20 protein-coding genes are annotated in these 20,831 nt (G+C 62.6%); 14 read left to right on the plus strand and 6 right to left on the minus strand.

Translation table 11 applies throughout. The annotated features are described in order from the left end of the window. The 7 genes from FFS12_RS15540 to FFS12_RS15570 all read left to right on the plus strand — a co-directional run bounded on the left by FFS12_RS15540 (nucleotide 1) and on the right by FFS12_RS15570 (nucleotide 7,072). Nucleotides 1-537, plus strand: a complete 537-nt coding sequence (locus FFS12_RS15540; protein ID WP_137888022.1) for a FixH family protein — start codon at nucleotides 1-3, stop codon at nucleotides 535-537. A gap of 51 nt (nucleotides 538-588) precedes the next feature. Further along, nucleotides 589-3,048: a heavy metal translocating P-type ATPase gene (locus FFS12_RS15545; protein ID WP_137888024.1), complete on the plus strand. Its 2,460-nt coding sequence runs from the start codon at nucleotides 589-591 to the stop codon at nucleotides 3,046-3,048. 36 nt (nucleotides 3,049-3,084) lie between these two features. Beyond that, complete coding sequence (ccoS, locus tag FFS12_RS15550; RefSeq protein WP_137888026.1) at nucleotides 3,085-3,312, plus strand: cbb3-type cytochrome oxidase assembly protein CcoS; 228 nt, start codon at nucleotides 3,085-3,087, stop codon at nucleotides 3,310-3,312. After that, nucleotides 3,305-4,036 carry a sulfite exporter TauE/SafE family protein gene (locus FFS12_RS15555; protein WP_137888028.1) on the plus strand — a complete coding sequence of 244 codons (732 nt, stop codon included), beginning with the start codon at nucleotides 3,305-3,307 and terminating at the stop codon, nucleotides 4,034-4,036. Before ccoS ends, FFS12_RS15555 begins: the two co-directional genes overlap by 8 nt. 81 nt (nucleotides 4,037-4,117) lie before the next feature. Further along, nucleotides 4,118-5,500, plus strand: a complete 1,383-nt coding sequence (gene hemN, locus FFS12_RS15560) for an oxygen-independent coproporphyrinogen III oxidase (RefSeq protein ID WP_137888030.1) — start codon at nucleotides 4,118-4,120, stop codon at nucleotides 5,498-5,500. A gap of 181 nt (nucleotides 5,501-5,681) precedes the next feature. Further along, entirely contained in the window at nucleotides 5,682-6,416 is a 735-nt protein-coding gene (gene fnr, locus FFS12_RS15565; RefSeq protein ID WP_137888032.1) for a fumarate/nitrate reduction transcriptional regulator Fnr, read from the plus strand. Nucleotides 6,417-6,523: 107 nt separating this feature from the next. Beyond that, nucleotides 6,524-7,072, plus strand: coding sequence for an adenine phosphoribosyltransferase (locus tag FFS12_RS15570; protein WP_137817284.1), 549 nt, complete (start codon nucleotides 6,524-6,526; stop codon nucleotides 7,070-7,072). A 382-nt stretch (nucleotides 7,073-7,454) separates the two neighbouring features. Here the strand turns inward: FFS12_RS15570 and FFS12_RS15580 are convergent, their stop codons facing one another. The 5 genes from FFS12_RS15580 to moaA all read right to left on the minus strand — a co-directional run bounded on the left by FFS12_RS15580 (nucleotide 7,455) and on the right by moaA (nucleotide 11,317). After that, complete coding sequence (locus FFS12_RS15580; RefSeq protein ID WP_171011896.1) at nucleotides 7,455-8,354, minus strand: LysR family transcriptional regulator; 900 nt, start codon at nucleotides 8,352-8,354, stop codon at nucleotides 7,455-7,457. A 63-nt stretch (nucleotides 8,355-8,417) separates the two neighbouring features. Continuing rightward, entirely contained in the window at nucleotides 8,418-8,879 is a 462-nt protein-coding gene (locus tag FFS12_RS15585; protein WP_137888038.1) for a hypothetical protein, read from the minus strand. Between the two features lie 18 nt (nucleotides 8,880-8,897). After that, nucleotides 8,898-9,269, minus strand: coding sequence for an MAPEG family protein (locus FFS12_RS15590; protein WP_218568986.1), 372 nt, complete (start codon nucleotides 9,267-9,269; stop codon nucleotides 8,898-8,900). A 142-nt stretch (nucleotides 9,270-9,411) separates the two neighbouring features. Next, nucleotides 9,412-10,233, minus strand: a complete 822-nt coding sequence (locus FFS12_RS15595) for an ABC transporter substrate-binding protein (RefSeq protein ID WP_137888041.1) — start codon at nucleotides 10,231-10,233, stop codon at nucleotides 9,412-9,414. Nucleotides 10,234-10,321: 88 nt separating this feature from the next. Further along, entirely contained in the window at nucleotides 10,322-11,317 is a 996-nt protein-coding gene (gene moaA, locus FFS12_RS15600; RefSeq protein WP_137888043.1) for a GTP 3',8-cyclase MoaA, read from the minus strand. A gap of 257 nt (nucleotides 11,318-11,574) precedes the next feature. Between moaA and FFS12_RS15605 the strand changes: the two genes are divergently transcribed. Beyond that, the gene (locus FFS12_RS15605) at nucleotides 11,575-12,216 is read left to right on the plus strand and encodes a TetR/AcrR family transcriptional regulator (RefSeq protein ID WP_137888045.1); all 642 of its coding nucleotides are present in this window, start codon (nucleotides 11,575-11,577) and stop codon (nucleotides 12,214-12,216) included. 123 nt (nucleotides 12,217-12,339) lie between these two features. On the opposite strand, the gene FFS12_RS15610 is transcribed toward FFS12_RS15605, so the two are convergent. Then, nucleotides 12,340-12,771, minus strand: a complete 432-nt coding sequence (locus FFS12_RS15610; RefSeq protein ID WP_137888047.1) for a heme-binding protein — start codon at nucleotides 12,769-12,771, stop codon at nucleotides 12,340-12,342. 373 nt (nucleotides 12,772-13,144) lie between these two features. Between FFS12_RS15610 and gcl the strand changes: the two genes are divergently transcribed. From gcl to FFS12_RS15640, 6 genes are all read left to right on the plus strand, one after another. Further along, entirely contained in the window at nucleotides 13,145-14,920 is a 1,776-nt protein-coding gene (gcl, locus tag FFS12_RS15615; protein WP_137888049.1) for a glyoxylate carboligase, read from the plus strand. A gap of 136 nt (nucleotides 14,921-15,056) precedes the next feature. Then, nucleotides 15,057-15,833, plus strand: a complete 777-nt coding sequence (gene hyi / locus FFS12_RS15620; RefSeq protein ID WP_137888051.1) for a hydroxypyruvate isomerase — start codon at nucleotides 15,057-15,059, stop codon at nucleotides 15,831-15,833. 158 nt (nucleotides 15,834-15,991) lie between these two features. After that, the gene (locus FFS12_RS15625) at nucleotides 15,992-16,882 is read left to right on the plus strand and encodes a 2-hydroxy-3-oxopropionate reductase (RefSeq protein WP_137888053.1); all 891 of its coding nucleotides are present in this window, start codon (nucleotides 15,992-15,994) and stop codon (nucleotides 16,880-16,882) included. A 176-nt stretch (nucleotides 16,883-17,058) separates the two neighbouring features. Continuing rightward, complete coding sequence (locus FFS12_RS15630; protein ID WP_137888055.1) at nucleotides 17,059-18,345, plus strand: glycerate kinase; 1,287 nt, start codon at nucleotides 17,059-17,061, stop codon at nucleotides 18,343-18,345. Then, nucleotides 18,342-19,757: a pyruvate kinase gene (gene pyk / locus FFS12_RS15635; protein ID WP_137817350.1), complete on the plus strand. Its 1,416-nt coding sequence runs from the start codon at nucleotides 18,342-18,344 to the stop codon at nucleotides 19,755-19,757. Before FFS12_RS15630 ends, pyk begins: the two co-directional genes overlap by 4 nt. A gap of 135 nt (nucleotides 19,758-19,892) precedes the next feature. Next, the gene (locus FFS12_RS15640; RefSeq protein WP_137888057.1) at nucleotides 19,893-20,819 is read left to right on the plus strand and encodes an urea transporter; all 927 of its coding nucleotides are present in this window, start codon (nucleotides 19,893-19,895) and stop codon (nucleotides 20,817-20,819) included. Nucleotides 20,820-20,831 lie beyond the last annotated feature (12 nt).

A 20,831-nucleotide genomic window follows, 5' to 3' on the forward strand; every position in this document is an offset into this window, starting at 1 on the left:
ATGCCCGCTACACCCGCTAGTCCTTGGTACAAACACCTCTGGCCCTGGATCATCATCGCCATGCTGGCCACCTCGGTGCTCCTCACCATCCATATGGTGATAATTGCCGCGGACACCGAAGACACACTGGTCAGCGACAATTATTACGAGGCCGGCAAGGGCATCAGCCGTTCGCTGGAGCGCGAACAACTGGCCAAAGAGCTGAAGCTACAGGCCAAGGCCCACCTCGACGAATTGACCGGCGAAGTCAGCCTGCGCCTGTCCGGCAACAGCCGCCCGGACAAGCTCGAACTCAACCTGATCTCCCCGACCCAGGCGGGAAAAGACCGGCACATCGCACTGACGCGCAGCACCACGGAAGCAGACCGCTACATCGGCCAGCTGCCTGAAGCCATCAGCGGTCGCCGCTTCATCGAATTGCTCGGCCAGCAAGGCGAGCAGACCTGGCGCCTGTTCGAGGAAGAAATGCTCAGCCCCGGCGGTGACATGCTGCTCGGTGACGAACCCATCCCCGGGGCGGAAGACCTGCGTCCATGAGCGCGCCGGTAACCTCCCGCCCGCTCAAGCTCGAGAGCTGAAGGCTTCTCCATGAGCGCACCTTTGCCCTGCTATCACTGCGGCTTGCCGGTTCCCGCCGGCAGTCGCTTTTGCGCGGCCGTGCTCAGTGAACCCCGAGAGTTCTGCTGTCCCGGCTGCCAAGCGGTGGCCGAGGCGATAGTCGCCGGCGGCCTGGACAGTTATTACCGCCACCGCAGCGAAGTCTCAGCCAACCCGCAGGCTCTGCCCCAGCAACTCAGCGATGAGCTGGCGCTGTACGACCGCCCCGATGTACAGCAGCCGTTCGTGCGGCACGACGGCGAGCTGGCCGAAGCCACGCTGCTGATGGAAGGCATCAGTTGCGCCGCCTGTGGCTGGCTGATCGAGCATCATCTGCGCCATCTGCCGGGGGTTGCCGAAGCCCGCCTGAACCTGTCCAACCACCGCTTGCAGGTGCGCTGGGCGGACAGTCAACTGCCCCTCAGCCAACTGCTCGGCGAACTGCGCAGTATTGGCTATGCCGCCCACCCCTACCAGGCGGATCGTGCGGCCGAGCAATTGGCTGCGGAAAATCGTCTCGCCCTACGCCAGTTGGGGGTCGCCGGGCTGCTGTGGTTCCAGGCGATGATGGCGACCATGGCCACTTGGCCGGAATTCAATATCGACCTGAGCCCGGAACTGCACCAGATTCTGCGCTGGGTGGCGATGTTTCTGACCACTCCGATCGTGTTCTACAGCTGCGCGCCGTTCTTTCGCGGCGCCCTGCGCGACTTGCGCACCCGTCATCTGACCATGGACGTCTCGGTCTCGCTGGCGATTGGCGGCGCCTATCTCGCCGGGATCTGGACGGCGATCAGCGGCCAGGGTGAACTGTATTTCGATGCGGTCGGCATGTTCGCCTTGTTCCTCCTCAGCGGCCGCTACCTGGAGCGCCGCGCCCGTGAGCGCACCGCGGCGGCGACCGCGCAGTTGGTCAACCTGCTACCGGCCTCCTGTCTACGCCTGGATGCCCAGGGCCAGAGTGAGCGCATCCTGCTCAGCGAGTTGCGGCTCGGTGATCGCGTATTGGTGCAACCCGGCTCGGTAGTGCCTGCCGATGGACGCATCCGGCAAGGTCAATCGAGCGTCGATGAATCGCTGCTGACCGGCGAATACCTGCCGCAAGCGCGCATCGAAGGCGATGCGGTGACCGCCGGCACGCTCAACGTCGAAGGCCCTTTGACCGTCGAAGTCCTGGCGCTGGGGCACGACACCCGGCTCTCGGCCATCGTCCGCCTGCTCGAACGCGCGCAAGCCGACAAGCCACGCCTGGCCGAACTGGCCGACCGCGCGGCGCAATGGTTCCTGCTCGCCACCCTGCTGCTCGCCGCCGTCATCGGCCTGATCTGGTGGCAGCTGGAGCCGTCCCGCGCGTTCTGGATAGTGCTGGCCATGCTGGTCGCCACCTGCCCGTGCGCGCTGTCCCTGGCGACGCCCACGGCACTCACGGCAGCCACCGGCACCTTGCACAAGCTGGGTTTACTGCTGACCCGCGGGCATGTGCTGGAAGGCCTGAACCAGATCGATACGGTCATTTTCGACAAGACCGGCACCCTGACCGAAGGCCGCTTGACGCTACGGGCTATCCGCCCGCTGGGCGCCGAGAACGCCGACAGCTGCCTGGCCCTGGCCGCCGCCCTGGAAAATCGCTCGGAACACCCCATCGCCCGGGCGTTCGGCCAAGCCCCTCAAGCCGCAGAAGAGGTCACCAGCAGCCCCGGCCTCGGACTCGAAGGCCTGGTTGCCGGCCGGCGTCTGCGCATCGGCCAGCCACTTTTCGTCTGCGCGCTGAGTGGCTGCACAGTGCCGAGCATGCCCGAGGAGCCCGGCCAATGGCTGCTGCTCGGCGACAGCCAGGGCCCTCTGGCCTGGTTCGTCCTGGATGATCGCCTGCGGGCCGACGCGCCTGCCCTGCTCGCCGCCTGCAGGGGCCGCGGCTGGCAGACTTTGCTGCTGTCCGGCGACAGTTCACCGATGGTCGCCAGCGTCGCCGCCGAGCTGGGTATCGACCAAGCCCGCGGCGGCTTGCGCCCCGCTGACAAGTTGGCGCTCCTCCAACAGTTGCACCAGCAAGGGCGCAAGGTGCTGATGCTCGGTGACGGGGTCAACGATGTGCCGGTGCTGGCCGCCGCCGATATCAGCGTGGCCATGGGTTCGGCCACCGATCTGGCGAAAACCAGTGCCGACGCAGTACTCCTGTCCAATCGCCTGGAGGCGCTGATTCAGGCCTTCGGTCTGGCCCGCCGCACCCGCCGTGTAATCATCGAGAACCTGCTCTGGGCGGGGCTGTACAATGGCTTGATGTTGCCGTTCGCCGCCCTCGGCTGGATCACCCCCGCCTGGGCCGCGATCGGCATGTCACTCAGCTCGCTGACCGTGGTGCTCAATGCCTTGCGCCTGACCCGTCTACCGGAGGTAAAGGCCGCGCCCGCCAGTGCCCACGCGACCCTCGCCCGCCACGCCCCCGCCTAAGCAGGGCGTGGGCTTTCCCGCTCACCTGGAGGCTGTATGCCCGCGCTCTACGTGATGATTCCAGTAGCCCTGCTGATCGTCGCCATCGCCATCTATATCTTCTTCTGGGCGGTCGACAGCGGTCAGTACGACGACCTGGATGGCCCGGCCCACAGCATCCTGTTCGACGACGAAGACCCGCAGCATCAGGCCGGCATCGACGAAGCCAGCGGCAACACAACCTCAGGCAACCAGTCCAAGGACGAGGAACCGCCGCGTGGTTGAACTCGCTCCGCTGCTGGTTTCCGCGCTGATTCTCGGCCTGCTCGGCGGCGGCCACTGCCTGGGGATGTGTGGCGGTTTGATGGGTGCGCTGACCTTGGCCATCCCGCCCGAGCAACGCAGTCGGCGTTTGCGTCTGCTGCTCGCCTACAATCTCGGCCGGATTCTCAGTTACGCCAGCGCCGGCCTGTTGATCGGCCTGGCCGGCTGGGCCGTCGCCAGCAGCCCGGCGGCGCTGGCACTGCGCGTGGTGGCGGCCTTGCTGCTGATCGCCATGGGCCTCTATCTGGCCGGCTGGTGGAGCGGTCTGACCCGCATCGAAGCCCTTGGCCGCGGACTCTGGCGCACTATCCAACCCTTCGCCAGCCGCTTGCTGCCGGTCTCCAGCCTGCCCCGCGCCCTGCTGCTCGGCGCACTCTGGGGCTGGCTGCCCTGCGGCTTGGTCTACAGCACCCTGCTGTGGGCCGCCAGCCAAGGCGATGCACTCGACAGTGCGCTGCTGATGCTGGCGTTCGGTCTGGGCACCTGGCCGGTACTGCTAGCCACCGGCATGGCCGCCGAACGGCTGACCGCGGTGCTGCGCAAGCGCAGGGTGCGCATGGCCGGCGGCCTAGTGGTGATTCTCTTTGGGCTATGGACGCTACCCGGTCCCCACCAGGCCTGGTTGATGGGGCATGGCTCCGACCACAGCCACAGCAGCGCGCAAGCCGAGCAGCACCAGCACTGAGCCACTTGATACAGATCAAGATGGCCTCTGCGCCCGCTCTTTAGACTCCCCGGCACAGTCTGAAAACCGGGGATCGCTCGCATGCTCGATACCATCAATTGGGACACCGACCTGATCCACCGCTACGATCAGGCCGGCCCGCGCTACACCTCCTACCCGACGGCCCTGCAGTTTCATCCCGGCGTCGGCCCGGCCGAGCTGCTTGACGCCCTACACGGCAGCCGTCGAGCCCTGCGCCCGTTGTCGCTGTACCTGCACATCCCGTTCTGCGCCAACATTTGCTACTACTGCGCCTGCAACAAGGTCATCACCAAGGATCGCAGCCGTAGCGAGCCCTATCTGGATCGGCTAACCCACGAGATCGCCATCCTTGGCGGTCATCTGGATCGCCGCCAGCGCATCGAACAGCTGCACTTGGGGGGTGGCACTCCCACTTTTCTTAACCATGCCCAATTACGCCGTCTGATGGGCACGCTGCGGCAGAATTTCAGCCTGCTGGACGACGATTCCGGCGACTACGGCATCGAGCTCGACCCGCGCGAGGCCGACTGGTCAAGCATGGGTCTGCTGCGCGAGCTGGGTTTTAACCGCGTCAGTGTCGGCGTACAGGACTTCGATTCAGCGGTGCAGCGTGCCATCAATCGCCTGCAAAGCCTGGAGCAAACCCGCGCCATCATCGAAGCCGCGCACACCTTGCAGTTCCGTTCGGTGAATATCGACCTGATCTATGGCCTGCCCAAACAAACCCCGGCGAGCTTCGCCCGTACCGTCGCCGAGGTGATCGCCCTGCAGCCTGATCGGCTCTCGGTGTTCAACTACGCCCACCTGCCGCAGCGCTTTCTGCCGCAACGGCGCATCAACAACAGCGAACTACCGACAGCCGCCGACAAGCTGGCGATGCTGCAACAAAGCATCGAGCAACTGACCGCTGCCGGTTACCGCTATATCGGCATGGATCATTTCGCCCTGGCTGACGACGAGTTGAGCAGCGCCCAGGAAGATGGCCGCCTGCAGCGTAATTTCCAGGGCTACACCACCCATGGCCATTGCGACCTGCTGGGGCTTGGGGTCTCGGCGATCAGCCAGATTGGCGAGCTGTACAGCCAGAACAGCAGCGACCTGGCGCAGTACCAGAACGACCTGGAAAAAGGCCAGTTGGCCACCCAGCGCGGCCTGCATTGCAACGCCGATGACCGGATCCGGCGCGCCGTGATACAGCACCTGATCTGCCAGTTCGAACTGGAGTTCAGCGTGATCGAAAACCAGTTCAACCTCGACTTTCGCGCCTACTTCGGCGCGATCTGGCCGCAACTCCAGCACATGGCCGCAGACGGCTTGCTCGATCTGAGCGACCGCGCCATCCACATCCGCCCCGCCGGGCGTCTGCTGGTACGCTCGGTGTGCATGCTGTTCGACCACTACCTGGCCGAGCAAAACCGCCAGCGCTTTTCACGGGTGATCTGATCGCGCCCGGACTCAACGGACGCCCGGTCAGCCTTGAAGAAGGCTACCCGCAACCTGTGCGCGCCTTGCCTACCGATAGGCTCTTTCGGCCATTAACGGGGAAACTTGAGCAAATGGTCAGGCGCCGACCTAGCTGTTACCCTTACAGCTCATGTGTGCTTTAGCGTAAGGACTTTTCTCGATGGCCGAGAACATCAAGGCCCGCAGCCTGCCCCAAGTGCATTGCAAGGATTGCAGCCTGGCCGGCCTGTGCCTGCCGCTGTCCATGGATCTGGAAGATATGGATGCCTTGGATGAGATCGTTAAACGCGGCCGCCCGCTGAACAAAGGCGACTTCCTGTTCCGCCAGGGCGATGCCTTCGGCTCGGTCTTCGCCGTGCGCTCAGGCGCCCTGCGCACCTTCAGCGTCTCGGATGCGGGTGATGAGCAGATCACCGGCTTCCACTTACCCAGCGAACTGGTTGGCATGTCCGGCATGGACGGCGAGACTTACCCCATGTCCGCGCAAGCGCTGGAAACCACCTCGGTCTGTGAAATTCCCTTCGAGAGACTCGACGAACTGTCCGTACAGCTGCCCCAGCTGCGCCGCCAGTTGATGCGGATAATGAGTCGGGAAATCCGCGACGATCAACAGATGATGCTGCTGCTCTCGAAGAAAACCGCCGACGAGCGCATCGCCACCTTCCTGGTCAACCTCTCCGCTCGTTTCCGCGCCCGTGGCTTCTCGGCCCATCAGTTCCGTTTGGCCATGTCGCGCAGCGAAATCGGCAACTACCTGGGCTTGGCGGTGGAAACCGTGTCGCGGGTATTCACCCGCTTCCAGCAGAACGGCCTGATCGCCGCCGAGGGCAAGGAAATCCAAATCCTCGACCCTATCGAGTTGTGCGCCCTGGCCGGCGGCAACCTCGAAGGCTAAGCACTGTCCCAACTGCCGAAACTGCCCCGGCTGCCGAACCGGCACACCTGATCACCACAGGCTTGCTAGAATTTCCGCACGCCCGCCAGCCGTAGGAATCTGCGACGATGATCTTCGACGAATTCAGTATCAAATCCCTGATCCGCCCCGTGCCCGACTTCCCCAAACCCGGGGTGATCTTTCGTGACATCACGCCGTTATTCCAGTCCCCTCGCGCCCTGCGAATGGTCGCCGACAGCTTTATCCAGCGTTATGTCGAGACCGAGTTCAGCCATGTCGGCGCCATGGACGCACGTGGCTTTCTGATCGGTTCGATCATCGCCTACGCCCTCAACAAGCCGCTGATTCTGTTTCGCAAGCAAGGCAAGCTGCCGGGTGACGTGCTGGCCGAGGGCTACCAGACCGAGTACGGCGAAGCCTTCCTCGAAGTGCATGCCGACAGCCTGTGCGAGGGCGACTCGGTATTGATGTTCGATGATCTGATTGCCACCGGCGGCACCCTGCTGGCCGCGGCCAATCTGGTTCGGCGCCTGGGCGCGAGCATCTTCGAGGCTGCCGCGATCATCGACCTGCCGGAACTCGGCGGCTCGCAACGATTGCAAGACATCGGCATCCCAACGTTCTGCCTGACGACCTTTGCACTCAGCGATCGCTGATCCCGGTTGTTACCTTCCCGCGGCCCGGCCGGAGCAGTCGCCGTGCCGGGAGACAAGAAGTTGCCAGATGACTGGCCAGCCAAAGCCAAGTTCGCCGTGGTGCTGGAAACCGCCGAAAGCCTGCCAAGTGAAAGGCGGCAATGCTTCAGAGCGAACGCGACAGTACGAGATAAGCCTCCGTGCCTGCGGGGTGATTCCTTTCGCACGTTGCGAAAGAACCTAGCAGCGCTAATAGCAAAAGGCCAGTAGGTGTAACCAACGAGTCTGCGATTGCTGATGGGTTTGCCGGGGAGGCTGGTTGCGGCTGTCTCCAGAGAAGCCCGCAACGCAGGTTTCACCCACCCTACATGGCTGAAAATATAGAGGGGGATAACGCCGAGCGTTATTCCCCTTTCCTTTGCTCGACGATCGCCCCCTGCAGCAACTCTATAAAGCCCACCACATAAGGCTTATCCGCTTGCGGCGTCAGCGCCGCATACCATCTGAACGCAAAGCCGCCCTCACCTATCGGCCGCACGGCGAGCTGCTGCCTGCATAGCGCCTCGCTGAGCAGGCGCCTGGGTAGAATGCTGACTCCCTCGCCAGCCGTCACCAGTTCGATGATCGCGTCGATATTCTGAATATGGTGAAACGAGCCCAGGCTGATCTGATTGGGATAGAGGTGGCGACGGTAGAGATAGGACTGCTCCAGCTCGAAGTAATACAGCAGATCCAGACCGCCCAGATCCGCAACCGACACATAGACTTGCTGGCACAGCGGGTGATCCAGCGGCAGGACGGCGACCATTTCATCTTCATTCAGCGCCACATAGTCGACACCGGCAGCCTCGATGACCTCGCCGATCACCGCCACATCGATCTCTCTCTGTTGCAGGCTGCACAGCAGATCGGGGACTGGCTTGAGCACCAATTCGATCTGCGGATAGCGCATACGAAATTGCTTCATCACCGCCGGCAGCCAGTCGGCCTGATGCACCCGGTCGATGCTGATCCGCAGCTTGCCCGAATCGCCTTTGGCGTATTGATGCAGCTGGCTTTCCAGCTCGGCGACCTGCCCCAGGATCAGTCTCGCCTGAGTATCCAGTAGAGCGCCTGGTTCGGTCAGGATCATCGCCCGCTTGGTGCGGTAAAACAGCGCGAAGCCCAGGCGCTCCTCCAACTCGGCCAACTGCTTACTCAAAGCCGGCTGCGACAGACACAGCGCCTGCGCTGCTCGGGTCAGATTAGCAGTCTCGGCAATTGCGGCGACCAGGCGCAAATGCTTGATTTCCAGGCGCAACATGACAGCTCCTTGTCGCCAGCCAATAGGCATAAACGAGTGGGAGCTTAACCGCCTGACTCAAGGTCACTCAATAAGATGGGCCGGGATCAGGTCCGTCCTCAAATCATCACGCTTGCGGATGGCCACCTTGCAACTCCCGGCCACCTTAGGGTCCGCCCGCGATTCCAGCACTACCAGTTGCCCGCCGATCTTCTCCACCAGCGCCCGGTCGTACTCCATCAGCCGATAGCAGGCCTGCACATCGCCGGTGCGCTCCAGCGAGCACGGGAAATGAATCTCGCAGTAGGCGGTGTCGTCGTCGATCCGGTCGATCTTCCAGAACCGGTTCAACCCAAACATCTGCCGCCACTCTTCGGCTATAGCGCCAACGCTGTCTTTGCGCTCGCCTTTGTTTTTCAGGAACATATAGTTCGCCAACAGCCTGGCGATGACTCTGGTACGCCAATGCCAAGCGGTTCTCGACAGAGGCCCGGTAAAGCCGTTGACCCTTTCGAATAGCGCAATTTTCTTGTCGTCATTTTCCATAGTCGCCTCCGTGCTGAATCAGTTGGCCAGGATGATCAGTGCAGCGGCTATCTGCAGAAGCTGCGTGAGCGCATGCGCAAGCTGCCGGACCAGCAAGCGCCGCGTGAACAAAGCCAGGCAATAGAGGATACGGGCGAGCACGAATGCAGCGCCAAGCGCCAGCACCGCTGTGGCGCCGGCTTCAGCGGCCGTCTCGACGAAATAGATCAGCAGGGTAAACACCACCGCCTGTTCCAGGCTGTTGCCGTGGGCTCGGATGGCCCAGGTCAATTCCTTGATGCCGCCATCGCCGAAACTGACCTTATGGACCAGTCGCAGGCGGGAAATATTCAGGGAAAGGGCTATCAGCAGTAGGGATAAAACTGCGGCGATATAGGGGCTGTAGAGCAAGGTGTGCCTCCTGGCATCTCTTATTGGGATGTCAGGAGGCTAAGGGGCAGAGGTCAGTTAAGTAAAAGCACTTGTGCTCATGGTTATGATTTCTCGGGGTTATGGCTATTCCCGCGCTGTTGCCTAAATCCCCAAACGCCTCTCAGGAGCCCGCCGCCTCTTTGGCTTTCTGCCGTTTGAGGAAGTCGACCTTCCACTGCTCCATGCCCATAAACTCCGAATCCAGATTAGCCTCGACTTGGTATTTGGCTTTTAGCGCGGCAATTTCGGCGTGCTGCTCCACCAGGAATTGGTCGAAGCGCTGAAGCAGTTCGGGGTGTTTGACCGTCGAGAGGTTAAAGGTGCTGCGGGTGTAGGGCAGTTTCGGGTCGAACACCAGGGCGCCCGGGCGGGCGCGGATGTTGTCGAGATAATAGGTGGCGACTACCACGTTGAAGTAGGCGCCGTCGGCGTCTTTCTTCAGGGCTTGCTTGATCATCTGTTGCAGGTCGGCGCCCTGGAACAGCTGGATCTGCTGCGCGGCGATGCGCTCCTGGTAGCCCCAGGGCGTCCAGCCATTCACCACCGCCAGGCGTTGCAGCTGTTCCAGGCCGCGGCCCTGGTGTTGTGGGGCGACCAGCACGCCGTCGACGTAATTGACCACGCCCTGGCTGTAGCTCATGCCCTTGCCGGCTTTTTGCGACTGCGACCAGTTGGGGTTGTCCGGGTATTTGAAGTCCACCTCGCCTTGCAGCAACGCGGGTAGCAGGCGCTCGACCGGCAGCGCTTTGTACTCCAGTTGCACATCGCTTTTGGCCGCGAACAGGTCGAGCACTTCGCGGGCGAACCCCTCGTAGTTGCCCTGCTTATCGGTGCTGTAGTGCGGCAAGAAGGCCAGGTTTTCCACGCCAACCACATAAGTTTGCGCCTGGGCGCTGGTGGAGAGCAGAACGGCTAACAAACTGCAGACGAGCTTAGGCTTCACAACAAACCTCCTGGTTAGTGGCTTTGATTGACTCGAACAGAGATAAGTAGCCGCGCGCGTGCGTGGCCGAGGAATTTATCGAGGCGGCTTAGCCGCCGGTCATGCTCATAAACCTCAAGACCTGCACTTGCTCTTCAACCTGGAAGTGATGGCGCTCCGGCTTGAGTTGCAGGGCATTTTGCAGGGCTTCGCGCAGGCGCTGACTATCGCCCGGATGGGCGCGCAGCAGGGCTTTTAGATCGAGGGCGCCTTCATGGCCGAGGCAGAGCACCAGCTTGCCCTCGGCGGTCACCCGCACGCGGTTACAGTCGGCGCAAAAGTTGTGGCTGTGCGGGGAGATGAAACCGACCCGAGTATCGCTCCCGACCACCTGCCAGTAGCGCGATGGCCCGCCGGTGACGCGGCTGCTGCGCACCAGCGCGTAGCCTTGCTCGATGCGCTCGCGCACCTCGGCACTGGAGCAGAAGGTCTCTTCGCGCTTATGGCTGGAGATGCTGCCCAGCGGCATCTCTTCGATAAAGCTGATATCCAGCCCGCGCTCGACGGCGAACTCGACCAGATCGAGCACTTCGTCATCGTTGCGGCCTTTCTGCACCACGCTGTTCAGTTTGATCCGGCTAAAACCCGCCGCCCTCGCCGCTTCGATGCCGGCCAGCACTTGCTCGAGCTTGTCGCGCCGGGTGAAGGCGGCGAAACGTTCGCGCCGCAGGGAGTCGAGGCTGATATTCAGGCGTTTGACGCCGGCGGCGCGCAGTTGCGGCGCCATCTGGTAAAGCTGTGAGCCGTTGCTGGTGATCGCCAGGTCTTCCAGTTCGGGCCGTGCGCCCAAGCGCTCAAGCAGGCCGAGCAGCCCTTTGCGCACCAGCGGCTCACCGCCGGTAATGCGGATGCGTTTAACCCCGAGACCGATAAAGGCATCGGCCACGGTATAGAGCTCTTCCAGGCTGAGGATCTGTTCGCGAGGGGCGAAGACCATGTCTTCGCTCATGCAGTAGGTGCAGCGAAAGTCGCAGCGGTCGGTGACCGACAGACGCAGGTAGGTGATGCGCCGACCGAAAGGGTCGACCAACTGGGTGTTGGGCAAGGCGGGTCTCCTAGTGCTCAAGGCGCCGAGACGTTATTGTTATTGACCGACCGGTCAGGAATATAACCAGAAAACCCCCAGCGCGTATACAAAAAATTCGACAAAATTTCCTGCCGCCTCTCTGTGCAGGAAACCCCAGGCAAACCTCGATCCAGGCACTGGGCCGCTGGGTTGAGCCTCGCGCGAGGCCGGTGCTACCATGCCCGACCGCCCGTCCGCCATTCTCTGCGGGGTGTAAACAGCACAAGAGCCTTTAAATGACCAGCATTCGCGAGCGCAACAAAGAGTTAATTCTGCGCGCGGCCAGTGAAGAGTTCGCCGACAAAGGCTTTGCCGCGACCAAGACCAGCGATATCGCCGCCAAGGCGGGTCTGCCCAAGCCCAACGTTTATTACTACTTCAAGTCGAAAGAGAACCTCTACCGCGAGGTGCTGGAAAGCATCATCGAACCGCTATTGCAGGCCTCCGCGCCGTTCAACGAAGGCGGTCAGCCAGCTGAGGTGTTGACGGCCTATATCCGCTCGAAGATTCGCATCTCCCGCGATCTGGCTTACGCCTCCAAGGTATTCGCCAGCGAGATCATGCACGGCGCGCCGCACCTGTCGGCAGAACAAACCGCACAGCTCAACGGGCAAGCCAAGCACAACATCAGTTGCATCCAGGCATGGATCGATCAGGGCTTGATGGCCAAAATCGACCCCAACCATCTGTTGTTCAGCATCTGGGCGGCAACCCAGACCTACGCGGACTTCGACTGGCAAATCTCCACCGTCACCGGCAAGGCCAGCCTCGACGATGCCGATTACGAAGCGGCCGCCGAGACCATCATTCGCCTGGTGATCAAGGGCTGCGAGATCGCCGATAGCAGCGAAAAGCCGGCAGTTAAAGTAGCCGGCTAGCTCACCCTTCTGCATCGCTAAAAAAAAACGCCTCTCCCATCTGGAAGAGGCGTTTTTTTGCGGCTAGGAAATGCCCCGCTCGTGGGGACTTCATCGCCACCCTGCAGCTAAAGCCGCTTTGACTTAACCCGCATCCGCGACCAAGCCAACCGCCTGCACCCCTTTGATCGCGCATTGTTCGTCGATGTCGGAGGTGTCGCCGGTAATGCCGATGGCGCCGATCACTGCGTTTTCCGCATTGCGGATCAACACGCCACCCGGTGCCGGAATCAGGTTGCCTTGTGCCAAGGTGTTGACCGCCGCGATAAAGCTTGGGCGCTGCTGCGCATCATTGGCGATCAGCCGTGAGGCCTTGCCCAGCGCCACGGCGCCCCAGGCTTTACCGATGGCAATTTGCGGTCGCAGCATGCTTGCGCCGTCTTCGCGCAACAGCGTTATCAGGTGGCCGCCCGCATCCAGCACCGCAATGGTCAGCGGTGCAGCGGAGATGGCACGCCCAGCCGCCAGTGCCTGATTGGTAATCATGGTCGCGGTTTCCAGTGTTAAAGCGCTCATGTTCAACCCTTCTTTTGCTAGTGAGAAATCGGAAAGAAACGCGCCCGTCGGTGCTGCCAGACAGGACAGCTGCCACTGCACACGGCTACCCGGAAAAGCGGGCCGAGCCGAACGGGCACAATCAAAAGCTCGGAGCAAATATCTCACCGAAAACAAAAAACGCAATAGACAGATACAATCTAAAAGCATTTTGTATACATTACTTCAGACCACAGCCCAGGCGCCTTCCGCGCGCCCGCTCAAACAACCGTTTCAAAAGATTTTTCGCTGCGGCGCTTTGCCAGAGAAAAAATCTTGACCGCAAAGTCATGAGCTGAATAGAATCCAACACCGTAAGTTGTATACAATTTAAGAACAAATGAGGCACAACAGCATGGCCAGAATGAGAGCAATCGAGGCTGCCGTCCTCGTAATGCGCCGCGAAGGCGTTGACACCGCGTTTGGTATCCCCGGCGCCGCTATCAACCCCCTGTATTCCTCGCTGAAAAAAGTCGGCGGCATCGACCACGTCCTGGCCCGTCACGTTGAAGGCGCCTCGCACATGGCCGAGGGTTACACCCGCACCAAAGCCGGCAACATCGGCGTGTGCATCGGCACCTCCGGCCCAGCCGGCACCGACATGGTCACCGGCCTTTACAGTGCTTCCGCCGACTCGATCCCAATCCTCTGCATCACCGGCCAGGCGCCGCGTGCGCGGATGCACAAGGAAGATTTCCAGGCGGTCGACATCACCAGCATCGTTAAGCCGGTGACCAAGTGGGCAACCACCGTCATGGAGCCGGGCCAAGTGCCTTACGCGTTCCAGAAGGCCTTCTACGAAATGCGCAGCGGCCGCCCGGGCCCGGTGCTGATCGATCTGCCGTTCGACGTGCAGATGGCCGAGATCGAATTCGATATCGACGCCTACGAGCCGTTGCCGCTGGCCAAGCCTGCCGCTAACCGCACCCAGATCGAAAAAGCCCTGGCGATGCTCAACGAGGCCGAGCGCCCGCTGATCGTTTCCGGTGGTGGCGTGATCAACGCCGACGCCAGCGCCAAGCTGGTTGAGTTCGCTGAACTGGTCGGCGTACCGGTAGTACCGACCCTGATGGGTTGGGGCTCCATCCCGGATGACCACGCCTTGATGGTCGGCATGGTTGGCCTGCAGACCTCGCATCGCTACGGCAACGCCACAATGCTGGAGTCCGATCTGGTACTCGGCATCGGCAACCGTTGGGCCAACCGCCACACCGGTTCGGTTGACGTGTACACCGCCGGTCGGCGTTTTATCCACGTCGACATCGAGCCGACCCAAATTGGCCGCGTGTTCAACCCGGATCTGGGTATCGTTTCCGATGCCGGCGCCGCCCTGGACATGTTCATCACCGTCGCTCGCGAGTGGCAAGCCGCTGGTAAACTGAAGAACCGCAGCGCCTGGCTGGATGCCTGCCAGCAGCGCAAGCGCACCCTGCAGCGCAAGACCCACTTCGACAACGTGCCGGTCAAGCCGCAGCGCGTCTACGAAGAGATGAACCAGGTGTTCGGCAAGGACACCTGCTACGTCAGCACCATCGGCTTGTCGCAGATTGCCGGCGCGCAGTTCTTGCACGTCTACAAGCCGCGCCACTGGATCAACTGTGGCCAAGCCGGCCCGCTGGGCTGGACCATTCCGGCGGCGCTGGGGGTGGTCAAGGCTGATCCGACGCGCAACGTGGTGGCGCTGTCCGGCGACTACGACTTCCAGTTCATGATCGAAGAACTGGCCGTCGGCGCGCAGTTCAACCTGCCGTACATTCACGTGGTGGTGAACAACTCCTACCTCGGCCTGATCCGTCAGGCGCAGCGCGGTTTCGAGATGGATTACTGCGTACAGCTGGCGTTCGACAACATCAATGCTCCTGAGCTGAACGGCTATGGCGTGGATCACGTGGCCGTCGCAGAAGGCCTGGGTTGCAAGGCGATTCGCGTGCTCGAGCCGAGCGAGATCCAGCCGGCCCTGCGCCAGGCTCAGGAACTGATGAAACAGCACCGGGTACCGGTGATTGTGGAAATCATCATAGAGCGCGTGACCAACATCTCCATGGGCACCGAGATCAATGCGGTCAACGAGTTCGAAGACCTGGCGCTGACCGGTGCGGATGCGCCGACGGCGATCTCGCTGCTCGACTGACGCAGAACCATCCCCTCTCCCACTTGTGGGAGAGGGTTAGGGAGAGGGTACCTTTCATAAGGCCCTCTCCCCCGGCCCCTCTCCCCCTCTACATGAAAGAAGGGCGGAAGAGGGGAGCCAACCGAGGAGAACTCTTATGCCCCGTTTTGCTGCCAACCTGTCCATGCTGTTCACCGAAGTGGACTTCCTGGATCGTTTCGACGCCGCCGCCCAAGCGGGCTTCAGCGGCGTCGAATACCTGTTCCCCTACGACTTCAGCGCCGAAGAAATCAAGGCGCGCCTGGATGCCAACAAACTGACCCAGGTGCTGTTCAACCTGCCGGCCGGTGATTGGGCCAAAGGCGAGCGCGGTATCGCTTGCCACCCGGATCGCGTTGCCGAGTTCCGCGCCGGCGTCGATCAAGCCATCGCCTATGCCAAGGTGCTGGGCAATAAGCAGATCAACTGCCTGGCCGGTATTCGTCCGCAAGGCCTCGACTGCGCGACCGTCGAGCAAACCTTCGTCGACAACCTGAAGTTCGCCGCCGACAAGCTGCAAGCCGCCGGCATCAAGCTGGTGATGGAAGCCATCAACACCCGCGACATCCCCGGCTTCTACCTGAACAACACCAAGCAGGCCCTGGCCATTCGCGAGAAGGTCGGCAGCAGCAATCTGTTCCTGCAGTACGACATCTACCACATGCAAATCATGGAAGGCGATCTGGCCCGCACCCTAGAAGGCAACCTGGCGGTGATCAACCACGTACAACTGGCCGACAACCCGGGCCGCAACGAGCCGGGCACTGGCGAGATCAACTACCGCTTCCTCTTCCAACACCTGGATCGCATCGGCTACCAGGGCTGGATCGGCTGTGAATACAAGCCGGCTACCACCACCGTTGCTGGCCTCGGCTGGCTGAAAGCGTTCGTTTAGTTCTGAAAAAGTCCTCCTGACTTTTTCAGAAATGCCGAGTTCGGTACAAGCCCGGACTCGGCTCTCGCCAACCGATGGTTGGCGGGTAGCACATCCATGTACCACTGAAGACGCTGAAGTTTTCAGCGTCTCCACAACGCCATCAAAGGAGAATCCTCATGGCTAAAATCGGATTTATCGGCACCGGCATCATGGGCAAGCCCATGGCTCAGAACCTGCAGAAAGCCGGGCACACCCTGTTCTTCTCCGAGCACTTCGAGAAGACCCCGGCCGACCTGATCGGCGCCAACGGCATTGGCCTGGCCAACCCGCGCGAAGTGGCGCAGGAAGCCGAGTTCATCATCATCATGGTGCCGGATACGCCGCAGGTTGAAGAGGTACTGTTCCGCAAGGACGGCGTGGCCGAAGGCGCTGGCGCAGGTAAGGTGGTGATCGACATGAGTTCGATCTCGCCGACCGCCACCAAGGTCTTCGCCGAGAAGATCAAGGCCACCGGCGCCGCCTACCTCGACGCCCCGGTGTCCGGCGGTGAAGTGGGTGCCAAGGCCGCGACCCTGAGCATCATGGTCGGTGGTAGCGAGCAGGCCTTCGAACGCGCCCTGCCGCTGTTCCAGGCCATGGGCAAGAACATCACCCACGTCGGCGCTAACGGCGACGGCCAGACCGCCAAGGTGGCCAACCAGATCATCGTCGCGCTGAACATTCAGGCGGTGGCCGAGGCGCTGCTGTTCGCCGCGAAGAACGGTGCCGACCCAGCCAAGGTGCGGGAAGCGCTGATGGGCGGCTTCGCCGGCTCGAAGATTCTCGAAGTGCACGGCGAGCGTATGATCAAAGGCACCTTCGACCCGGGCTTCCGCATCAGCCTGCACCAGAAGGACCTCAACCTGGCCTTGGCCGGCGCCCGCGAGCTGGGCCTGAACCTGCCCAACACCGCCAACGCCCAGCAAGTGTTCAGCACCTGCGCGGCCATCGGCGGCAGCAACTGGGACCATTCGGCGCTGATCAAAGGCCTGGAACACATGGCCAACTTCTCGATCCGCAAAGAGTAAGCGCTTGATCCTCTCGCCCTGCGGGGCGAGGGGAGTAAAAGTTTCGACCTCCTGGCAGGCGGAGTCACGGCCTACCTGCCAGGCTGGTCGATTCCAGTCCCGAACCGCTGTTAGCACAACGGCGGCTCCGGACTGCAATCGGCCCAGCAGCACAACCAGAAGTCAGGAGCCCTGCTATGTCTTCCGATCCGTCTTTCAATCCAACGTCCCTGCTACGCGAACTGTTCGCCACCGCCATCGACGCCGCCCATCCGCGTCAGGTGCTGGCCGACCATCTACCGGCCGACCGCACGGGTCGCGTCATCGTCATCGGCGCCGGGAAAGCGGCGGCGGCCATGGCCGAAGTGATCGAGGCGCAATGGCAGGGCGAGATTTCCGGCCTGGTGGTGACCCGCTACGGCCACGGCGCCAACTGCCAGAAAATCGAAGTGGTCGAGGCCGCGCACCCGGTGCCGGATGCCGCCGGTCTGGCAGTCGCCCAACGCGTACTGGAGTTGGTCAGCAACCTCGGCGAAAGCGACCGGGTGATCTTCCTCCTCTCCGGTGGCGGCTCTTCCCTGCTCGCCCTGCCGGCGGCCGGTTTGAGCCTGCAAGATAAACAGGCGATCAACAAGGCCCTGCTGAAATCCGGCGCCACCATCGGCGAGATGAACTGCGTGCGCAAGCACCTCTCGGCGATCAAGGGCGGCCGCTTGGCCAAGGCCAGCTGGCCGGCCAGCGTCTACACCTACGCGATTTCCGATGTGCCGGGCGATGAAGCCACGGTGATCGCCTCCGGCCCGACCGTCGCCGACCCGACCACCTCGGTCGAAGCCCTGGCGATCCTCAGCCGCTACGCCATCGAGATTCCGGCCCACGTCCGCGCCTGGCTGCAAGACCCACGCTCGGAAACGGTCAAACCCGGCGATCCATGCCTGGCCCGCAGCCACTTCCAACTGATCGCCACGCCGCAGCAATCCCTGGACGCAGCCGCCGCCAAGGCGCTGAAAGCCGGTTTCACCCCGCTGATCCTCGGCGATCTGGAAGGCGAATCCCGCGACGTGGCCAAGGTCCACGCCGGTATCGCTCGGCAGATCGTCTTGCACGGTCAGCCGCTCAAACCGCCCTGCGTGATCCTCTCCGGCGGTGAAACCACCGTCACCGTGCGCGGCAACGGGCGCGGCGGGCGCAATGCGGAGTTTCTGCTGAGCCTGACCGATAGCCTCAAAGGCCTGCCCGGCGTCTACGCGCTGGCGGGCGACACCGATGGCATCGACGGCTCGGAAGACAACGCCGGCGCCCTGATGACCCCCGACAGTTATGCCCGCGCTGCCCGCCAGGGCCTCAGCGCCAGTGACGAACTGGACAACAACAACGGCTATGGCTACTTCGCCGCCCTCGACGAACTGATCGTCACTGGGCCGACTCGTACCAACGTCAACGACTTCCGCGCCATCCTGATACTGGAGAGCCCTGCCAAATGACCCCGAATAAGAAAGTAAAAATCCTCGCCACCCTGGGCCCAGCCATCAAGGGCATCGACGATATCCGTCAGTTGGTGGAAGCCGGCGTAAACCTGTTCCGCCTGAATTTCAGCCACGGCGAACATGCCGACCACGCCGAGCGCTTCAACTGGGTGCGCGAGGTGGAACGCCAGCTGAACTATCCGATCGGCATCCTGATGGACCTGCAAGGGCCGAAACTGCGCGTCGGCCGCTTTGCCGAGGGCAAGGTCAATCTGGAGCGCGGCCAGGCCTTCCGCCTCGACCTCGACCCGACACCCGGCACCGCGCAGCGCGCCAACCTGCCGCATCCGGAAATCATCGCCGCCCTGCAGCCAGGGATGAACCTGCTGCTGGACGACGGCAAGCTGCGCCTGCAGGTGACCGCCAAGCATGGCGACGCCATCGATACCCAGGTGATCGCCGGGGGCGAGCTGTCCGACCGCAAAGGCGTCAACGTGCCGGAGGCGGTGCTGGAACTCAGCCCGCTGACCGCGAAGGACCGCCGCGACCTGGATTTCGGCCTGCAGCTCGGGGTGGATTGGGTCGCGCTGTCGTTCGTCCAGCGCCCGCAAGACATCCTCGAGGCCCGCGAGCTGATCGGTGACCGCGCCTTCCTGATGGCCAAGATCGAGAAGCCCTCGGCCGTCGAGCAACTCGAAGCCATCGCCAAGCTCTGCGACGCCATCATGGTTGCCCGTGGCGACCTGGGCGTGGAAGTGCCGGCGGAAAACGTGCCGCGCATCCAGAAAGACATCATCCGCACCTGCCGCCAACTCGGTAAGCCGGTGGTGGTCGCCACCCAGATGCTCGAATCCATGCGTTTCTCGCCGGCGCCGACCCGCGCCGAGGTCACCGACGTCGCCAACGCCGTGGCCGAAGGCGCCGACGCGGTGATGTTGTCGGCGGAAACCGCCTCCGGTGACTACCCGCAGGAAGCCGTGAGCATGATGAGCAAGATCATCCGCCAGGTGGAGAACGGCCCGGACTTCCAGGCCCAGCTCGACGTCAGCCGCCCGCAGGCCGAGGCTACCGCCTCCGATGCGATCAGCTGTGCGATCCGTCGAATCAGCGGCATTCTGCCGGTGGCGGCGTTGATCAACTACACCGAGTCCGGCAGCTCCAGCTTGCGCGCCTCGCGCGAGCGACCGAAGGCGCCGATCTTGAGCCTGACGCCGAATATCCACACCGCCCGCCGTTTGACCGTGGCCTGGGGCATCTACTCGGTGGTCAACGAGCGTCTGCACCAGGTCGAGGAGGTCACCAGCACCGCGCTGGAAATCGCCCAGGCGCAGAACATGGCGCAGCGCGGCGATACCGTGGTGATCACCGCCGGTGTGCCCTTTGGCCAACCGGGGACGACCAATACACTGCGGATCGAGACCTTGATCTGAACCAGCCCCTCGCCCTTTTCGGGCGAGGGAACTGATCAGCTGATCCCATCTGGCTTTGCCAGTTTCCAGGCGTCCGGTGTTCCCTCACCTGGCGCCTCTTTTTTTATTCAACAACTGCCGACAACGACTGCCGCCATGCTGCGCCCATCACTGCCCACGCGAACCTTGTGCGAGTCCAAAGCCCTGCTCAATGGCTGTAGCCAGATCTTCCTGCAGCAGCACCCGCTGTGCGGGCTGCTCATTCTGCTGGCCATCGCGGTGGCGGCGCCGCAGTTGCTCGGCGGCGCCTTGCTCGGGGGGTTCGCCGGAGCGCTGACGGCACGCCAGCGGCACTATGCCGAGGACGCTATCGAGGCCGGGCTGTACAGCTACAACGGCGTGCTGCTGGGTTTGTTGCTCTGCTACACATTCGCCTGGTCGCCACTGCTGCCGCTGTTGATCATCGCTAGCGGCGGGATTTCCGCCATGCTGCTGAACCCGCTGTTGCAGCGTTCGCGTCAGCGCCAATGGCTACCCGCCTACACCTCGCCCTTTGTCGTACTGAGCTGGTTGCTGCTGGTAATCGCCGCGCCCCTGCAGTTGACGCCCGCGGTTGCAATTGCTAGCCCGGCACTGAGTTTCGACGGGCTGAACCTTTGCGCCGCGATAGCTCGCGGCGTGGGTCAGGTGATCTTTCTCGACCAGCCGTTGGCCGGCCTGATCCTGTTCGCCGGCTTGCTCGTGGCCAGCCGCCGGGCCGCCTGTTGGGCGCTGCTCGGCTCCACCGCCGGACTGGGCTTGGCGTTACTGCAGGGCTGGCCAACGCCAACCGCCTTGGCTGGACTCTATGGCTACAACGCCGCCCTGGCCGCCCTCGCCTTGAGCCAAAACTGCCGGCAGCCCTGGGCGCCTTTGCTCGGCATAGTGCTGGCCTTGCTCCTGCAACCGGGCTTTGCGGCCCTGGGGCTGCCCGCGCTGACCGCACCCTTTATCCTCGCTTGCTGGCTGGTGCAGGCCGGCAGCCGGCTGTTGCGCAACCCGGCAGCCGACTGTGCTCCCCACGGGCGCAAGTCGCGTGGTTGAGCCAGGAGCCTC

Source organism: Pseudomonas sp. 2FE (assembly GCF_005503735.1).
Classification (GTDB): Bacteria; Pseudomonadota; Gammaproteobacteria; order Pseudomonadales; family Pseudomonadaceae; genus Aquipseudomonas.